Here is a 16970-nt window from a genome sequence, read left to right as displayed (position 1 = left end):
CAAAGCGGAAGCGGGGGCCGGATCCGTCCGGCCCCCGCTTCCGCTTCTCCGCCTACTTGGCGCGCTTGAAGATCTTGTTGCCCAGCCAGACCAGCGGGTCGTACTTGCGGTCGGCCACGCGCTCCTTCATCGGGATCAGCGCGTTGTCAGTGATCTTGATGTGCTCGGGGCAGACCTCGGTGCAGCACTTGGTGATGTTGCAGTAGCCGAGCCCGTGCTCCTCCTGGGCGGACTCCTGCCGGTCGGCCACGTCGTACGGGTGCATGTCCAGCTCGGCGATCCGCATGAGGAAACGCGGGCCGGCGAAGGCCGGCTTGTTCTCCTCGTGGTCGCGGATCACGTGGCAGACGTTGTTGCACATGAAGCACTCGATGCACTTGCGGAACTCCTGCGAGCGCTCGACGTCGACCTGCTGCATGCGGTACTCGCCGGGCCGGACGCCCGCCGGCGGGGTGAACGAGGGGATCTCGCGGGCCTTCTGGTAGTTGAAGGACACGTCGGTGACCAGGTCCTTGATGACGGGGAAGGTCCGCATCGGGGTGACCGTGATGGTCTCGTCCTCGGAGAAGGTGGACATCCGGGTCATGCAGCCCAGGCGCGGCTTGCCGTTGATCTCCATGCTGCACGAGCCGCACTTGCCGGCCTTGCAGTTCCAGCGCACCGCGAGGTCGGGGGCCTGGGTCGCCTGGAGCCTGTGGATGATGTCGAGGACGACCTCGCCCTCGTTCACCTCGACGGTGAAGTCCTCAAGCTTGCCCTCGCCGCCCTCACCACGCCAGACCTTGAACTTCGCCTTGTAACTCATTTGGCAATCCCGTCGAACTCGGCCATCTCTTCGTCGGTGAGGTACTTCTTCAGCTCGTCCCGGTCGAACAGGGTGATCAGGTCCTCGCGCATGGACGGCTGGACCTTCTCCACGACCTGGACGTCGTTGCCGTCCGCGGTGGAGCAGACGAGCAGCTTGCGGCGCCATTCCGGGTTCATCCCGGGGAAGTCGTCGCGGGTGTGGCCGCCGCGGCTCTCCTCGCGCAGGAGGGCGGCGCGGGCCACGCACTCGGAGACCAGGACCATGTTCCGCAGGTCGATGGCCAGGTGCCAGCCGGGGTTGTAGATCCGCGAGCCGGCCGCGCCGACCTGGCGCACCCGCTCCTTGAGCTTCTCCACGACCTCCATGGCCTCGGAGACCTCCTCGGCCTTGCGGATGATGCCGACCAGCTCGTTCATCGTCCGCTGGAGCTCGTGGTGCACCTCGTACGGGTTCTCGCCGTCGCGCTGGAGGGGCGCCAGGGCCTCCTCGCGGGCCGCGTCCACGAGCTCCTGGACGACCTTGGGACGGGCCTTGAGCCCGTCGACGTAGGCCGCCGCGCCCGCGCCCGCGCGCCGCCCGAACACCAGCAGGTCGGACAGCGAGTTGCCGCCCAGCCGGTTGGACCCGTGCATGCCGCCGGACACCTCGCCCGCCGCGAACAGGCCGGGCACGGCCGCCGCGCCGGTGTCGGCGTCGACCTCGACGCCGCCCATGATGTAGTGGCAGGTCGGGCCCACCTGCATGGGCTCGGCGGTGATGTCGACGTCGGCCAGCTCCTTGAACTGGTGGTGCATCGACGGCAGCCGCTTCTTGATCTCCTCGGCCGGCAGGCGGGTGGAGACGTCGAGGAAGACACCGCCCTGGGGCGATCCGCGGCCCGCCTTGACCTCGGCGTTGATCGCGCGGGCCACCTCGTCACGCGGCAGCAGCTCCGGCGGGCGCCGGTTGTTGGCCTGGTCGGTGTACCAGCGGTCGCCCTCCTCCTCGGTGGTGGCGTACTTGTCCTTGAACACCTCAGGGATGTAGTCGAACATGAAGCGCTTGCCCTCGGAGTTGCGCAGCACGCCGCCGTCGCCCCGGACGGACTCGGTGACGAGGATGCCGCGCACCGACGGCGGCCAGACCATCCCGGTGGGGTGGAACTGGATGAACTCCATGTTGATCAGGTTGGCGCCGGCGAGCAGGGCCAGGGCGTGGCCGTCGCCGGTGTACTCCCAGGAGTTGGAGGTGACGACGTACGACTTGCCGATGCCGCCGGTGGCCAGGACCACGGCGGGGGCGTCGAACAGCAGGAAGTTGCCGGTCTCGCGCCAGTAGCCGAACGCGCCGGAGATGCGGTCGCCGTCCTTCAGCAGGCGGGTGACCGTGCACTCGGCGAAGACCTTGATGTAGGCCTCGTGGTCGCCGTGCGTCTCGAAGTCCTCCTGCTGCAGCGCGACGACCCGCTGCTGGAGGGTGCGGATCAGCTCCAGGCCGGTACGGTCGCCCACGTGTGCGAGCCGCGGGTACTCGTGACCGCCGAAGTTCCGCTGGCTGATCTTGCCGTCCTTGGTGCGGTCGAACAGCGCGCCCCACGCCTCCAGCTCCCAGACGCGGTCGGGGGCCTCCTTGGCGTGCAGCTCGGCCATGCGCCAGTTGTTGAGGAACTTGCCGCCCCGCATGGTGTCACGGAAGTGCACCATCCAGTTGTCGTCGGAATTGACGTTCCCCATCGCGGCGGCCGCGCCGCCCTCGGCCATGACGGTGTGGGCCTTGCCGAACAGCGACTTGCAGACGATCGCCGTGCGCTTGCCCTGCTGACGGGCCTCGATGGCGGCCCGCAGCCCGGCGCCGCCCGCACCGATGACGACGACGTCGTATTCGTGACGCTCGATTTCCACTGGAAGAAGTCCTTTATGCGAACGGGAAGGCGATGACGCCCTTGGCGACCATGCGGACGTAGAAGTCGGCGATCATGACCGAGAACATCGAGGCCCAGGCGAGCTGCTGGTGCTTGGCGTTGAGCTTGGAGACGAACGTCCAGGCCTTGTAGCGCAGCGGGTGACGGGAGAAGTGGTTGAGCCTGCCCGCGGTGATGTGCCTGCAGGAGTGGCACGACAACGTGTACGTGTTGATCAGCACGGCGTTGACGACCAGGATCCAGGTGCCGAGGCCCTGCGGCTTGTGCACCAGCGCCAGGACGGCGTCGTAGGCCAGCACGAGGCCGATCACGATGGCCGCGTAGAAGAAGTACCGGTGGATGTTCTGCAGGATCAGCGGGAACCGGGTCTCACCGGTGTACTTGCCGTGCGGCTCCTGGACGGCGCACGCGGCCGGCGACAGCCAGAACGACCGGTAGTACGACTTGCGGTAGTAGTAACACGTGAGCCGGAACCCGCCCGGCAGGCCGAGGATGAGCAGCCCCGGCGGCAGGGTGAACCAGTCGCCGATCGGCGCCCACCCGAACAGCCGCGCGCCCTCGGGGCACGCCGTGGTCAGACAGGGCGAGGCGAACGGGGCGATGTACGGATCGACGAAATAACTGCCGTCGATGATCGCCCACACGCCGTAGACGAGGAACGAGCTGAGCCCGAGGAAGGTCAGCAGCGGGACCAGCCACCACCTGTCGGTGCGCAGCGTGCGCACCCTCACCTGGGCACGTTGCCTTCTGAGCGGGGCTTCGGGCGTCGTCTGGGTCATCGCGGACCTCTCCACCTCCCGCGGACCCTGCACACAGGGGGGTCCGGGTCGTTTCACTGGGCGCGCGTACGGCGGGTGCGGTACCGCTCTGGGCGCGCATTGGTGGGGGATACGTTACGACGACCGCATACGATTTTGTGAGCGGGGTCACTCACTTTTTCGATGACCCACTGTGATTCCTGTCACGTATACGCGTCAGGGCCGCGGGCCGGGGGCCGGCAGCTTCACAACGGTCACGAAAAAATCATCTATTTGCCGGACAACACGGATAAATTGCTCGAAATCCACCGGCTTCGCTACATAGGCGTTGGCGTGCAGCCGGTAGCTGTGCAGGATGTCCTCCTCCGCCTCCGAGGTCGTCAGGATCACCACGGGGATCGTCCGCAGGGCGGCGTCGGCCTTGACCTCGCTCAGCACCTCCAGGCCGTTCATCCGGGGCAGGTTGAGGTCGAGCAGGATCAGGTCGGGCCGCTGCGCGCCGGCGTAGGCGCCCTCCCGCCGCAGGTACGCCATCGCCTGCTCGCCGTCGTTGACCACGTTGAGCCGGTTGCGCACCTTGTTGAGGTCGAACGCCTCCCTGGTGAGCAGGATGTCCCCCTGGTCGTCCTCCACGAGGAGCACGTCGATCGGGCGCCAGTCCGTCATGCGTCGCCTCCCGCCGCCGGCAGCGTCCAGCGGAACGTCGTGCCCTGATCGGCCGGTTCGGCGTCGAGCCAGAGCTGCCCGCCGTGGTACTCGACGATCTTCCGGCAGAGCGCCAGTCCGATGCCGGTGCCGGGGTACACGTCCCGGGGATGGAGCCGTTGGAAGATCAGGAAGATGCGGTCGGCGTACTTGGGGTCGACGCCGATGCCGTTGTCGGAGCAGCTGAACTCCCACATGTCGCCCTTCCGCTCGGCCGTCAGGCGCACGCGCGGCGGGTCCTCGGAGCGGAACTTGATCGCGTTCTCGACGAGGTTCTGGAAGAGCTGCGTGAGCTGCGTCCGGTTGCCCTCGACCACGGGCAGGTCGTCGCGGGTGACGGTGGCGCCGGTGTCCTCGATCGTGGCCGACAGGTTCTCCAGGGCCCGGTCCAGGGCCCCGCCCGAGTCGGTCGGCATCCGCTCGCCGCTCACCCGGCCCACCCGGGAGAAGTCGAGCAGGTCGTTGATCAGGAGCTGCATGCGCTTGGCGCCGTCGACCGCGTAGTGGATGTACTGGCGGGCGCGGTCGTCGAGCTGCGGGCCGTACCGCTGCTCCAGCATCTGGGTGAAGCTGGCGACCTTGCGCAGCGGCTCCTGCAGGTCGTGGCTGGCGACGTAGGCGAACTGCTCCAGCTCGCCGTTGGACCGACGCAGCTCGTCGGCCTGGTCGGCGGCCCCGCGCCAGGCCGAGACGATGCGGCGGCGCATGGAGTCGACGTGGCTGGACAGCTCGCTCAGCTCGGCCGGCCGGTCGACGCCGAGCCGGTGGTCGAAGTCGCCGGCGGCCACCGTGCGGACCTGCTCGGTGAGCTGGTCGATGGGCTTGAGGACGGCGTACCTGATCACGAACGCCAGGCCCGCCCCGCCCGCCAGCAGCACCGCGAACAGCACGATCAGCGCCACGTTGAGCCGGTCGAGCTGGACGGCGATCTCCGGCCTCGGCCCCAGTGCCCGCGCGTGCGCGATCATCGACATGGTGACCACCACGCCGGTCGCGAACGCGAACCCCGCCAGCACGCCGATGGCCAGGAACCAGCGGGCCGCCGGCAGCCGGCCGAGCCCGGTCGGCGCCTTCGGCGGCGGCAGCGGATGGATGCTCATGCCTTCCTCCTCGACACCAGGACCACCGCGAGATCGTCGCTGAGCCTGCCGGCGTGCCTGATCAGCCGGTCGAGGTCGATCACGCCGTGCTCGCGCACCAGCCCGACCAGGCCCTCCACCCCGAGCAGCTCCTTCTGCCCGCCGACGGCCGCCTCGATCAGGCCGTCCGTGTAGAGCATGATCGCCCAGTCCTCGCCCAGGGGCACGTCGATGACCGTCCACTCGGCGTCGGGGAAGATGCCGAGCGGCGGACCCGAGGGCGTGCCGGCCAGCACCGCGGGCACGCCGTCACGGACCAGCACCGGCGGCGGGTGCCCGACCACGCGCATCCGGGCCTGGCGCAGGTCGGGCGTCAAGGTGGCCATGCAGAGCGTTGTGAAGATCTCGGGCGCCTTGCGCTCGGCGCGCAGGAGGGCGTCCATCGTGCGCAGCAGCGTGTCGTCGGTCTGCCCGGCCAGCACCAGCGTGCGCCAGGCGATGCGCAGCGCCACGCCGAGCGCGGCCTCGTCGGGCCCGTGGCCGCAGACGTCGCCCACCACGACGTGCACCGCGCCGTCGGAGGTCTGGACCATGTCGAGGAAGTCGCCGCCCAGCAGGGTTCCCTGGTTGCCCGGCAGGTAGCGGATCTGGTGCGTGATCGCCTCGGTGCGCAGCAGGGGCACGGGCAGCAGGCCGCTCTCCAGGCGGGCGTTCTCCTTGGCGGTCAGCTCGGCCTCGAACAGCCTGAGCTGGGCCAGGTCGGCGCGCTTGCGCTCCATGGCGTACCTGATCGACCTGGCCAGCAGGCGGGCGTCGATGTCCTGCTTGACCAGGTAGTCCTGGGCGCCCGCCTGGACGGCGGCCACGCCGACGTGCACGTCCCTGAGGCCGGTGAGGACCAGGACGGCCGCGTGCGGCGCCAGCGCCAGCACCTCCTCCAGCGCCTCCAGCCTGCTGGCGTCGGGCAGGGTGAGGTCGACGAGAACGCACTGGATCGTCGGGTCGAGCTTGGCCTTGGCCTCCTGGAGGCTGCGCGCCCAGAAGATCGTCGGTGGCGCCTCGGCCTGGTTGAGCAGTTCTTCGACGAGGAAGGCGTCGCCGTCGTCGTCCTCGATGAGGAGCAGTGTCAGCGGCTCGTTGAGGTTTGCCGTCACACAATGCCTTCCCGGGGGAGTCGGGCTGTTGCTGCTCATTCTGCGATGAGCTCGACCCCTTGCGGAAGCGTGCCTTCCTGTCCGGCCTCGACCACGAAGGCGAGCAGGGTCTCCCGGAACGCCTGCGCTGCCCTGGTGGGTTCGACGTCCTTGCGGTGGGCCAGGGCGATCGTCCGGCTCAGGCCGGGCGGGGCCAGCGGCGTGCCGGACAGGCCCGGCCGCCCGTCGAGCACCATCGACGGCACCACCGCCACGCCGAGCCCCGCCTCCACGAACCGCAGCACCGCGTCCATCTCGCCGCCCTGCACCGAGAACCGGGGCTCGAACCCGGCCTGACGGCAGGCGGCGAGGGTGGCCTCACGCAGGTCGTAACCGCGCCGGAACATCACCATCTGCCGGCCGCGCAGGTCCTCGATCCGCAGGTACGGCCCCCGCGCCCGCTCGTGCGAGGGCGAGACCACCACCAGGTTCTCCCGCAGGATCTCCTCGGTCACCAGGGACGGGTCGTCGCTCTGCAGCGGCATGATGATCAGCGACAGGTCGAGCTGCCCCCTGGCCAGCGCCCTGACCAGGTCACGCGAGCCGCCCTCCTCCACCAGCAGTTCCACCCCCGGGTAGGCCCGGTGGAAGCGCGCCAGCGCGTCGGCCAGCAGGCCCGCGCACAACGACGGCGTGGCCCCCAGCCGCACCCGGCCCCGGCGCAGCCCGGCCAGCTCGGCCACCTCCTGCCGGGCGGTGTCGGCGTCGGCCAGCATCCGGCGGGCCAGCGGCAGCAGCGCCTCGCCCGCGGCCGTCAGCGTGACGTTGCCGCGCGCGCGGGAGAACAGCGGGGCGCCGAGGTCGTTCTCCAGAGCCTTGATCTGCTTGCTGAGCGAGGGCTGGGCGACCCGCATGCGCTCGGCCGCCTGGGTGAAGTGCCTGGTCTCCGCGACCGCGACGAAGTAGGCGAGCTGCTGCAACTGCATGTGATTTTCCTCGCACCGGCCGAGCATTTTTCCTTATGCCGACCGTATAAACCAAGCATCATAGCCGGAAGCTATGGAATCCAGATCCGCGATGACTTGGACGGATCATTGCTGGATACCTAGCGTTCAAACGTGACTGCCACGATAGAGCGCGGCGCCGCCACCGCGCCTGTTAACGCCCCCAAGGGTGCCTCGCCCGCACCGACGTCCAAGAAGCCGAGCCGGTTCCTGAGCTCGTCGAACGGCAAGAAAGTCGTCATGGCCGTCACGGGCGCCGTGATGGTGTCCTTCCTCGTCCTGCACATGCTGGGCAACCTGAAGATCTTCCTCGGCAAGGACTCGTTCAACGAGTACGCCGTCGCGCTGCGCACGCTCCTTGAGCCCATCGCGCCGTACCGGACGGTGCTGACGATCCTGGAGATCGGGCTCGTCGTCTCGGTCGTGCTGCACATGTGGGCCGCGATCTCGCTGGCGCGCAAGGCGGCCAAGGCCCGTCCGGTCAAGTACGTGGCCAAGAAGTCGCAGGCCAACGGCTACGCCACGCACATCATGCGGTTCGGCGGCCTGACGATCCTGCTGTTCGTGATCTGGCACCTGCTCGACCTGACCTTCGGCGTCGTCAACCCCAAGGGCTTCGACTCCGAGCCCGCCGACCGCATGGTCGCCGGCTTCGACCCGTCCCGCTGGTGGGTGACCCTCATCTACCTCGTGGCCGTCGTCATGGTCGGCCTGCACCTGCGGCACGGCATCTGGAGCGCCTTCCAGACGCTGGGCTGGGCCAACCGCAGCCGCTACCGCGGCCTGCGCCTGACGGCCGCCCTCGTCTCGGCGGTCCTGGTCGTCGGCTTCCTGGCCCCGCCCCTCGCCATCACGTTCGGAGTTGTGAAGTGAAGTACACCGAAGGCTCGGAGATCCGGGACACCAAGGCGCCCGCCGGTCCCATCGAGGAGCGGTGGGAGAAGCGGAAGTTCAGCGCCAAGCTGGTCAACCCGGCCAACAAGCGCAAGCTCAACGTGATCGTCGTCGGCACCGGACTGGCGGGCGGCTCGGCCGCGGCGACCCTGGGCGAGCTGGGCTACAACGTCAAGTCGTTCTGCTACCAGGACACGCCCCGGCGCGCCCACTCCATCGCCGCCCAGGGCGGCATCAACGCCGCCAAGAACTACCGCGGCGACGGCGACTCGATCTACCGGCTCTTCTACGACACGGTCAAGGGCGGCGACTTCCGCGCCCGCGAGTCGAACGTCTACCGCCTGGCCCAGGTGTCGGTGAACATCATCGACCAGGCCGTGGCCCAGGGCGTGCCGTTCGCCCGCGAGTACGGCGGCCTGCTGGACACCCGCTCGTTCGGCGGCGCCCAGGTCTCCCGCACGTTCTACGCCCGCGGCCAGACGGGCCAGCAGCTCCTGCTGGGCGCCTACCAGGCGCTGGAGCGGCAGATCGCGGCCGGGACCGTGGAGATGCACACCCGCCACGAGATGCTCGACCTGATCGTCTCCGACGGCCGGGCGCGCGGCGTCATCGTGCGCGACATGGTGACCGGCGAGATCGAGCGGCACCTGGCCGACGCCGTGGTGCTGGCCACCGGCGGCTACGGCAACGTGTTCTTCCTGTCCACGAACGCCAAGGGCTGCAACACGACGGCCATCTGGCGGGCGCACGAGCGCGGGGCGTACTTCGCCAACCCGTGCTACACGCAGATCCACCCGACCTGCATCCCGGTCTCCGGCGAGTACCAGTCGAAGCTGACGCTGATGTCGGAGTCGCTGCGCAACGACGGCCGGGTGTGGGTGCCGCTGCGCAAGGACGACGACCGGGCCCCCGGCGACATTCCGGAGGAGGAGCGCGACTACTACCTGGAGCGCATCTACCCGGCCTTCGGCAACCTCGTCCCGCGTGACATCGCCTCCCGCGCCGCCAAGAACGTCTGCGACGAGGGCCGCGGCGTCGGCCCTGGCGGGCTGGGCGTCTACCTCGACTTCCGCGACGCCATCGGCCGGCTCGGCCGCGACGCCGTGGAGAAGAAGTACGGCAACCTCTTCGAGATGTACGAGCGCATCACCGGCGAGAACCCGTACGACGTGCCGATGCGCATCTACCCCGCCGTCCACTACACGATGGGCGGCCTGTGGGTGGACTACGACCTGCAGTCCACGATCCCCGGCCTGTTCGTGATCGGCGAGGCCAACTTCTCCGACCACGGCGCGAACCGGCTCGGCGCCTCGGCGCTGATGCAGGGCCTGGCCGACGGGTACTTCGTGCTGCCCACCACGATCGGCGACTACCTGGCCAACGGCCCGTACGGCGAGGTGGACGAGGAGGCCGTGGCCGAGGCGGAGATCAAGGTCCGGACCCGGATCGACCGCCTGATGTCGGTGAACGGCACCCGCACCCCCGACTCCTTCCACCGCGAGCTGGGCAAGCTCATGTGGGACTACTGCGGCATGGAGCGCACCGAGGAGTCGCTGCGCAAGGCCCTTGAGCGCATCCCCGAGCTGCGCGAGGAGTTCTGGAAGAACGTCAAGGTGTCCGGCACCGCCGAGGAGCTGAACCAGGTCCTGGAGAAGGCCGGCCGCGTCGCCGACTTCTTCGACCTGGCCGAGCTCATGTGCCTGGACGCCCTCGTCCGCACCGAGTCCTGCGGCGGCCACTTCCGCGCCGAGTCGCAGGACCCCGACGGCGAGGCCCTGCGCGACGACGAGCACTTCGCGCACGTCTCGGCCTGGGAGCGCACGCCCTCCGGCGAGACGGTGCTGCACAAGGAACCGCTCGAGTACGAGTACGTCAAGATGACCCAGCGGAGCTACAAGTGAACCTGACCCTCAAGGTCTGGCGTCAGAGCGCCCCCTCGGACGCCGGACGCATGGTGACGTACCGGGTGGAGGACGTGTCCCCGGACATGTCGTTCCTGGAGATGCTGGACGTGCTGAACGAACGGCTGATCCTGGAGGGCGACGACCCGATCGCCTTCGACCACGACTGCCGCGAGGGCATCTGCGGCATGTGCGGCATGGTCATCAACGGCGTGGCGCACGGCGAGCAGCGCGCCACGACGACCTGCCAGCTGCACATGCGCCACTTCGAGGACGGCGCCGAGATCACCATCGAGCCGTGGCGCGCCGCGCCGTTCCCGGTGGTCAAGGACCTGGTCGTGGACCGCAGCGCGTTCGACCGCATCATCCAGGCGGGCGGCTTCGTCTCGGTGCCGGCCGGCTCGGCCCCGGACGCGCACAGCGTCCCGGTGCGCAAGGAGGACGCCGACGCCGCGTTCGACGCCGCGACCTGCATCGGCTGCGGCGCCTGCGTGGCCGCCTGCCCGAACGGCTCGGCCTCCCTGTTCACCGCCGCCAAGATCACCCACCTCAGCCTGCTGCCCCAGGGCCAGCCCGAGCGCCTGACCCGCGCGAAGGCCATGGTGGACCAGATGGACGCCGAGGGCTTCGGCGGCTGCACGAACACCGGCGAGTGCACGGCGGTCTGCCCCAAGGGCATCCCGCTGGACACCATTGCCCAGATGAACAGCGACTACCTCAAGGCCAACGCCAAGTAAGCCAGGTCGAGCAGGCCCCGTCCCGGAACGCCACCGGGGGCGGGGCTTCTGCTTTTTCCGGCAAGCTGTAACAACACGGCCGTTCCCACCACTTCCCGGTGTCAGAAGCACGCATCAGGGACGAAGGGGCTGCGCGGTGACGGATGATTCCCACCGTTTCACCGGCATGTACGACGAATGCCGACAACGGGTGTGGGCCTACGCGGTCAGTCGCGCGGGCCGGCAGGTGGCCGACGAGGTGGTGAGCGAGACGTTCGCCATCGCGTGGCGGCGGCTGGACGACGTGCCGGAGCCGCCGCTGCCGTGGCTGCTCGGCGTGGCGCGCAACCTCCTGCGCGACGACGCCCGCTCGCAGGCGCGCAGGGACGCGCTGGCCGCCGAGCTGAGCTCGTGGACCGAGGACGGCCGCCCGGACGTGGCCGAGCAGGTGACCGAGCGCATGGGCGTGCTGCGGGCGCTGGCCGAGCTGCACGAGGACGACCGGGAGGTGCTCATGCTGGTCGCCTGGCACGGGCTGTCGCCCAAGGAGGGCGCCCGGGTCGTCGGCTGCTCGTCGGCGGCCTTCCGCGTCCGGCTGCACCGGGCCCGCAAGCGGCTCACGCGAGCCATGGAGTCCGCCGAACCGTCCCGTCCCTACGTGCGCAACCTCAGCGAGGAGTGGTCATGAACCCGATGGACGAACTCCGGGCCGCGCGGCCCGCGCACCTCGGCGACCGGCCGGTGGACGAGCACACCAGGGCCGCCGAGCTCGCGCACGCCATGTCCGGGCCGCGCGGATCCCGGCGCCGGCGCACGGCCGTACGGCCGGTGTGGGGGCTCGCGGCCCTGGCGGCGGGGGCGACCGCGGTGGCCGTCGTGGTGGCGGGGAACGCGGCTCCGGCGCCCAGGAAGCAGGCTCCGCAGGCCGGGCAGAGCGCGTCGGCGACGCCGCGCAAGGTCACGCTGTCGGCCAGGGAGGTGCTGCTGGCCGCCGCGGAGAAGGCCGACCGGCAGCCCGACCGCACCGGCGCCTGGTGGTACACCTCGTCGGTGAGCAGGTACGTCTACCCGGCCGTCCAGGGCGGCTACCTGGTGGTGGACCGGGAGCGCAACGAGGAGTGGACGCCGCGCGCCACCGGCGGCGAGCAGTGGAGCCGCCAGCAGCGGCTCGGCGCGCTGCCCGCGACCGAGGCCGACCGGCTGGCCTGGGAGCGGGCCGGCTCGCCCGGCGAGATCGAGGTGGTGCCGCCCGTGAAGAAGCTGAGCCGGCTGCGCCTGCCGACCTCGGAAGGCAAGCCCACGACCAGCCACACCCCCCTGGTGGACGGCGACAAGGTGTTCTGGCTCGGCCGCAACGTCACGATGAAGGACCTGCGCGGCCTGCCGGACGAGCCGGCGAAGCTGAAGAAGTGGCTGCTCGACAGCTACGACGGGCATTCGACCGAGTCGTCCAGCGTGGAGATGTCCTCCGACGTCTGGCTGTTCACCGTCAGCGTCGGACTGATCGTCGACATGCCGGTGACGCCGCAGGTGCGCGGGGCCGCCTTCCGCATGCTGGCCGGGCTCGACTCCGTCAAGGTCATCGAGAACGTCACCGACGCCGAGGGCCGCACCGGCACGGCCGCGGCCATCCAGCAGGACGACGACAGGACCGGGCTGCGGGAGAGCCGCCTGATCTTCGACGAGGCCACCGGGCGGGCGCTGGGCACCGAGACCGTGCTGGTCGAGCCGCGCGGGCAGCGGGGAGGACTTGAGCCGGGCGCGGTGTCGAGCTCCGAGGCCGTCCTGGAGGCCGGCTGGACGGACGCCGGCCCCAAGCGCTGAGGCCCGGCCGAGCAGCCCCCCGCGGCGGCCCGTGTCGTCAGTCGCGCAGCAGGTGCAGGCGGAAGCGGGTCCCGGTCGGCTCGGAACGCACCTGGAGCAGGTCGCAGAGCTGGCGCACCACCCACAGGCCGTGCCCGCGCAGGGCGGTCGGGGCGGGCGGCAGGTAACCGGGCAGGACGGCCGTCAGCTTGCCCGGGTCGGTCACGTCGCACACGACGGCGTTCCCGTCGGTCCAGATCGCGAGGTCGCCGTGCCCGCCGCCGTGCTCGACGGCGTTGGCGGCGACCTCGTTGACGGTCAGCAGCAGGCGGTCGGTCAGGGCGCGGGACAGGCCGAGCCGTTCGGCGGTCGCCCGCACGTGCCGGCGCACGCGGTGCAGGTCGCCGTCGAAGCGCAGGTCGGCGGCCCCGGACGGCGGAGGCGGCAGCGGGTCGTGGTCGGAGGCGTGGCTGAAGGACTCGGGCTCGACGTAGTCGGTGCTGGCACGGGGGCCGTCACCGGTCAGCAGCCCCGGATGGGTCCGGCGGGCGCCGCCGACGACCCGGTCCGGCACCGTGCGCGCGTCGAAGGCGCAGACCATCCAGGCCGCGCGGGCGGCGAACGCGGCGTTGAGCACCGATTCGTACCGGGTCCACTCGGCCTCCTCGACCGGGGTGCGGCCGTGCCAGACGGGCTCGCCGATCACCCTGACGCGGGGATGGGCGTCGAGGTAGCGGCCGTAGGCGGCCAGGGTGCGGCCCGGGGCGTCGTACCAGCCGCCGGCCTCGACGAACTCGACCTCGCCCGCGTCGCCGCCGAGGGCCCGCGCGAGCAGGCCGATGTTGGCGGCCGTGGTCACCACGAGCACCCTGTCCCGCGCGGCCAGCCCGTCGCGGCAGAAGGGCACGGCCGCGGCCAGGAAGCCGGCGTCGGTGGAGTAGACCAGCGCCTGGTGGACCAGCGGATGCTCGTCCGGCTGGTCGGCGACGGCGATCATGTGCGCCCCGTTTTCTCCGCGACGGCGAGTTGCTGCCCGGCCACGATCGGTTGGAGGGGTCGGGCCGTTCTCAACGGTATATCTCCCGGGTGCGCGCATACAGGGTGTATGTCGGCACACCACGGTCACCATAGCCAATGGAGCACGGACCCGGACCGGGCTTGCCAAGATCTTCGGGGGCGGGGGCCGTACTAAATCGGTTGCAGGGGGTATGTCGTGTCTGGCCAGATAGATCGTGTTCATGAAGGCGGCCGGGAGGAGGCGACATGGCGTACAACGAGGTGAGCGGGACCAGGCATCCGCTGCGGATGTGGGCGGAGCCGGAGACGGTGGAGCCGCAGGCGATGCAGCAGTTGCGGAACGTGGCCAACCTGCCCTGGGTCCATGGCGTCGCCGTCATGCCCGACGTGCACCACGGCAAGGGGGCGACGGTCGGGTCGGTCATCGCGATGAAGGACGCGGTGTCGCCGGCGGCCGTCGGGGTGGACATCGGCTGCGGGATGACGGCCGTGAAGACTTCGTACAAGGCGTCGCAGCTTCCCGACAACCTGGCCTACCTGCGGGGGAAGTTGGAGCAGGCGGTCCCCGTCGGCTTCCAGCACCACAAGCGGCCCGTCGATCCCGGCAAGGTGCACGGGATGCGGACGGCCGGGTGGGCGGAGTTCTGGCGCGAGTTCGACGACCTGGCCCCGGCCGTCCACGCCCGCCGCGAGCGGGCCGAGGCGCAGATGGGCACGCTCGGCGGCGGCAACCACTTCCTGGAGGTGTGCGCCGACGACGAGGGCTGGGTGTGGGTGGTCCTGCACTCCGGGTCGCGCAACATCGGCAAGGAACTGGCCGAGCACCACATCGGGGTGGCCCGCCGCCTCTCCCACAACCAGGGCCTGGTGGACCGGGACCTGGCGGTGTTCCTCGGCCACACCCCGGAGATGGACGCCTACCGCCGCGACCTGTACTGGGCCCAGGACTACGCGCGCCGCAACCGGGCGCTGATGATGGGCCTGGTCTGCGACGTCCTGCGCCGTCACCTGCCGGGCATCGGCTTCGACCAGCCCATCTCCTGCCACCACAACTACGTGGCCGAGGAGCGCTACGACGGGGTGGACGTGCTCGTCACCCGTAAGGGGGCGATCCGGGCGGGCAGCGGGGACCTGGGGATCATCCCGGGCTCGATGGCCACCGGCACGTACATCGTGAAGGGGCTGGGGAACCCGCGGGCGTTCAACTCGGCCTCGCACGGGGCCGGCCGGAAGATGAGCAGGACCAAGGCCAAGAAGACGTTCACGGTCAAGGACCTGGAGGAGCAGACGTTCGGGGTCGAGTGCCGCAAGGATCCCGGGGTGATCGACGAGATCCCGGGGGCGTACAAGGACCTGGAGTCGGTGATGGCCGCGCAGCGGGACCTGGTGGAGGTCGTGGCGCACCTGCGGCAGCTCATCTCCATCAAGGGCTGAGGCCCGCACGGCCCTGAGACGGGTCGTGCGGGTGCGCGGTCACGCGGGACGGCTCAGGGGTGCGGGGCCGTCCCGGCGCGCTCCGCGGCGCTGCGCAGGACGCAGAACTCGTTGCCCTCGGGGTCGGCGAGCACCGCCCAGCCGGTGCCGTCCGGCTCGCGCAGGTCGGCGATCAGGGTGGCGCCCCGGCGCACCAGGCGCTCGACCTCCTCGTCGCGCGTGGAGTCGGGACGCAGGCACAGATGCAGCCTGTTCTTGGCCGCCTTCGGCTCCGGCACCTTGTTGAAGTGCAGGATCGGGCCCTCCTTCAGCATCACCCGCGTCTCCTCGTCACCCGGGCGGTCCTCCGGATGCACGGGACAGCCGGTCACCTCGCTCCAGAACCGGGCGAGCTCGTACGGATCCGCGCAGTCGATCGCGACATTCTGCAGTACCGACACCATGGTGGGATCCTGCCCCAAAGCAGGGCGCATGTCGCAGGAGACTTGCCCGGTCTCGGCGCCGTTGTGGCGGAGATCACGCGGCTCGCCGCGGCGCTGGGATGACCCCGCCGCACCTGCGCGGTCGCCCCCGGGACGAGCCGGAAGGCCGTGGATTACGGGGGAACCGAAATCGCATTTGTGTGTTGTTCGCCTGCTGTTCGCTTTCTTGATCACTCGCTGCGCGAAGCTGACGGGCGTTCAAGAGCGACAGTAAGGATGAACATGCGCACGATCACCAAGACGCTCTTCGCCGCGGGCGTGCTCGCCTGCGGTCTGGCCGCCGCCCTGCCCGCACAGGCCGCCGTCGCCGCCGTGGACCCGGCCGGCGTGTGCGGGTCCGGGTTCCGCGTCATCGACTCGCACCCGTTCAAGTCCGGCAGCACGGCGCTGGGCACGATCTACCTGTCCTACAACTCCGGCACCGGCAAGAACTGCGTGGTGACGGTCAACAAGACGCCGTACACGCGGTGGATGCGGGCGACGCTGAGCGTGCAGGGCGGCGCGACCAAGACCGACGCCGGTGAGTTCAAGTCGTACGCCGGGCCGGTGATCCTGTCGGCCGTGGACACCTGCGTCAAGTGGGGCGGCGCGTGGGACGAGTCGCCGTACGTGTGGACCAGCGGCTGGAGCCACTGCGGCTGATCCCCGTCAGGACGTCCGGGCCTCGCTCCCGGGGCTCGGGCGCCGCGGGACGCGTCAGGCGCTCCAGGCGGCGGTGCGGTCGAGGCGTTCGCGCCACAACTTCTCGCCGCCCCCGCCCGGCTCCCACCGGCCGCAGAACTCCAGCAGGTCGCGGCAGCGCGCCACCATCGACGCCTGCCGCTCGGCCCAGGACGGCACCGGGCCGCCGTAGGCGTCGAAGAAGCGCGGCAGCAGGGGAACGTGCTCGGGGTGGTGGCTGCGGACGATCCACTCGCACCAGGCGAGGTCCTCCACCGGCCGGCCCGGATGGGCCCACTCCCAGTCGAGGATCGCGGTGGTCTCGAACGTGGCGGGGTCGAACAGCAGGTTCTGGGGCCCGTAGTCGCCGTGCACGATGCCGAGGCGGTGGATGCGGGCCAGGACGCGGCCGCACTCGGCCAGCACCTCGGCGGCGCGGCCCTCGTCGAGCAGGTCCTGGCCGTGGGCGCCGGCCACGAAGCGGGTGGTCAGGCTCGTGGCGGTGATCTGGTGCACGCGCGGCACCGGCAGCCGGCCGCGCAGCCGGCGCAGGTATCTGCTCTCCGTGCCCAGCCTGAAGGCGGCCTCCGGGCCCTGGTAACACTTGACGACCAGAGCGCCGTCGCCGACCGTGCTGTTGGTGTACCCGTGCTCCACAGCCAACGATTCTGACGCA

The 16970-nt window shown here is 70.3% G+C and carries 17 protein-coding genes; 7 read left to right on the top strand and 10 right to left on the bottom strand.

Going from position 1 to position 16970, the window contains the following annotated elements; all coding sequences use genetic code 11:
- Positions 1-52 precede the first annotated feature (52 nt).
- The 7 genes from AB0C33_RS32610 to AB0C33_RS32580 all read right to left on the bottom strand — a co-directional run bounded on the left by AB0C33_RS32610 (position 53) and on the right by AB0C33_RS32580 (position 7369).
- Positions 53-805, bottom strand: a complete 753-nt coding sequence (locus tag AB0C33_RS32610; RefSeq protein WP_352324162.1) for a succinate dehydrogenase/fumarate reductase iron-sulfur subunit — start codon at positions 803-805, stop codon at positions 53-55.
- The gene (locus AB0C33_RS32605; RefSeq protein WP_358294433.1) at positions 802-2688 is read right to left on the bottom strand and encodes a fumarate reductase/succinate dehydrogenase flavoprotein subunit; all 1887 of its coding nucleotides are present in this window, start codon (positions 2686-2688) and stop codon (positions 802-804) included. The genes AB0C33_RS32610 and AB0C33_RS32605 overlap by 4 nt, the downstream gene beginning before the upstream one ends.
- 13 nt (positions 2689-2701) lie before the next feature.
- Entirely contained in the window at positions 2702-3487 is a 786-nt protein-coding gene (locus AB0C33_RS32600) for a hypothetical protein (RefSeq protein WP_352324159.1), read from the bottom strand.
- Positions 3488-3682: 195 nt separating this feature from the next.
- Positions 3683-4132, bottom strand: a complete 450-nt coding sequence (locus AB0C33_RS32595) for a response regulator (RefSeq protein ID WP_358294432.1) — start codon at positions 4130-4132, stop codon at positions 3683-3685.
- Positions 4129-5271, bottom strand: a complete 1143-nt coding sequence (locus AB0C33_RS32590) for an ATP-binding protein (RefSeq protein WP_358294431.1) — start codon at positions 5269-5271, stop codon at positions 4129-4131. Before AB0C33_RS32590 ends, AB0C33_RS32595 begins: the two co-directional genes overlap by 4 nt.
- Positions 5268-6404 (bottom strand): fused response regulator/phosphatase, encoded by a 1137-nt coding sequence (locus tag AB0C33_RS32585; protein WP_358294430.1) that lies wholly within the window; start codon positions 6402-6404, stop codon positions 5268-5270. Before AB0C33_RS32585 ends, AB0C33_RS32590 begins: the two co-directional genes overlap by 4 nt.
- Before the next feature lie 35 nt (positions 6405-6439).
- Complete coding sequence (locus AB0C33_RS32580; protein ID WP_358294429.1) at positions 6440-7369, bottom strand: LysR substrate-binding domain-containing protein; 930 nt, start codon at positions 7367-7369, stop codon at positions 6440-6442.
- 132 nt (positions 7370-7501) lie between these two features.
- On the opposite strand from AB0C33_RS32580, the gene AB0C33_RS32575 reads away from it, so the two are divergent.
- The 5 genes from AB0C33_RS32575 (at position 7502) to AB0C33_RS32555 (ending at position 12722) form a co-directional block, all read left to right on the top strand.
- Positions 7502-8260 carry a succinate dehydrogenase cytochrome b subunit gene (locus tag AB0C33_RS32575; RefSeq protein WP_352352918.1) on the top strand — a complete coding sequence of 253 codons (759 nt, stop codon included), beginning with the start codon at positions 7502-7504 and terminating at the stop codon, positions 8258-8260.
- Complete coding sequence (locus AB0C33_RS32570; protein WP_352352917.1) at positions 8257-10182, top strand: fumarate reductase/succinate dehydrogenase flavoprotein subunit; 1926 nt, start codon at positions 8257-8259, stop codon at positions 10180-10182. The genes AB0C33_RS32575 and AB0C33_RS32570 overlap by 4 nt, the downstream gene beginning before the upstream one ends.
- Complete coding sequence (locus AB0C33_RS32565) at positions 10179-10919, top strand: succinate dehydrogenase/fumarate reductase iron-sulfur subunit (protein ID WP_352352916.1); 741 nt, start codon at positions 10179-10181, stop codon at positions 10917-10919. Before AB0C33_RS32570 ends, AB0C33_RS32565 begins: the two co-directional genes overlap by 4 nt.
- A 136-nt stretch (positions 10920-11055) precedes the next feature.
- Entirely contained in the window at positions 11056-11586 is a 531-nt protein-coding gene (locus AB0C33_RS32560) for an RNA polymerase sigma factor (RefSeq protein ID WP_352352915.1), read from the top strand.
- Positions 11583-12722 (top strand): CU044_5270 family protein, encoded by a 1140-nt coding sequence (locus AB0C33_RS32555; RefSeq protein ID WP_358294428.1) that lies wholly within the window; start codon positions 11583-11585, stop codon positions 12720-12722. The genes AB0C33_RS32560 and AB0C33_RS32555 overlap by 4 nt, the downstream gene beginning before the upstream one ends.
- 37 nt (positions 12723-12759) lie before the next feature.
- On the opposite strand, the gene AB0C33_RS32550 is transcribed toward AB0C33_RS32555, so the two are convergent.
- Entirely contained in the window at positions 12760-13698 is a 939-nt protein-coding gene (locus AB0C33_RS32550; RefSeq protein WP_358294427.1) for a sensor histidine kinase, read from the bottom strand.
- Between the two features lie 266 nt (positions 13699-13964).
- Here AB0C33_RS32550 and AB0C33_RS32545 point away from each other — a divergent pair, with 266 nt between their 5' ends.
- On the top strand, positions 13965-15152 hold the full coding sequence (locus tag AB0C33_RS32545) for an RtcB family protein (protein WP_358294426.1): 1188 nt from the start codon (positions 13965-13967) through the stop codon (positions 15150-15152).
- 53 nt (positions 15153-15205) lie between these two features.
- On the opposite strand, the gene AB0C33_RS32540 is transcribed toward AB0C33_RS32545, so the two are convergent.
- Positions 15206-15595 carry a VOC family protein gene (locus tag AB0C33_RS32540; RefSeq protein WP_358294425.1) on the bottom strand — a complete coding sequence of 130 codons (390 nt, stop codon included), beginning with the start codon at positions 15593-15595 and terminating at the stop codon, positions 15206-15208.
- A gap of 261 nt (positions 15596-15856) precedes the next feature.
- On the opposite strand from AB0C33_RS32540, the gene AB0C33_RS32535 reads away from it, so the two are divergent.
- Complete coding sequence (locus AB0C33_RS32535; protein ID WP_358294424.1) at positions 15857-16276, top strand: spore-associated protein A; 420 nt, start codon at positions 15857-15859, stop codon at positions 16274-16276.
- A gap of 54 nt (positions 16277-16330) precedes the next feature.
- On the opposite strand, the gene AB0C33_RS32530 is transcribed toward AB0C33_RS32535, so the two are convergent.
- Positions 16331-16951 carry a phosphotransferase gene (locus AB0C33_RS32530; RefSeq protein ID WP_358294423.1) on the bottom strand — a complete coding sequence of 207 codons (621 nt, stop codon included), beginning with the start codon at positions 16949-16951 and terminating at the stop codon, positions 16331-16333.
- Positions 16952-16970: the final 19 nt, after the last annotated feature.

The organism is Nonomuraea sp. NPDC048881 (assembly GCF_040649795.1).
GTDB lineage: Bacteria > Actinomycetota > Actinomycetes > Streptosporangiales > Streptosporangiaceae > Nonomuraea.
Note: the sequence above shows the minus strand (reverse complement) of the source record. Positions and strands in the feature narration are given on the sequence as shown.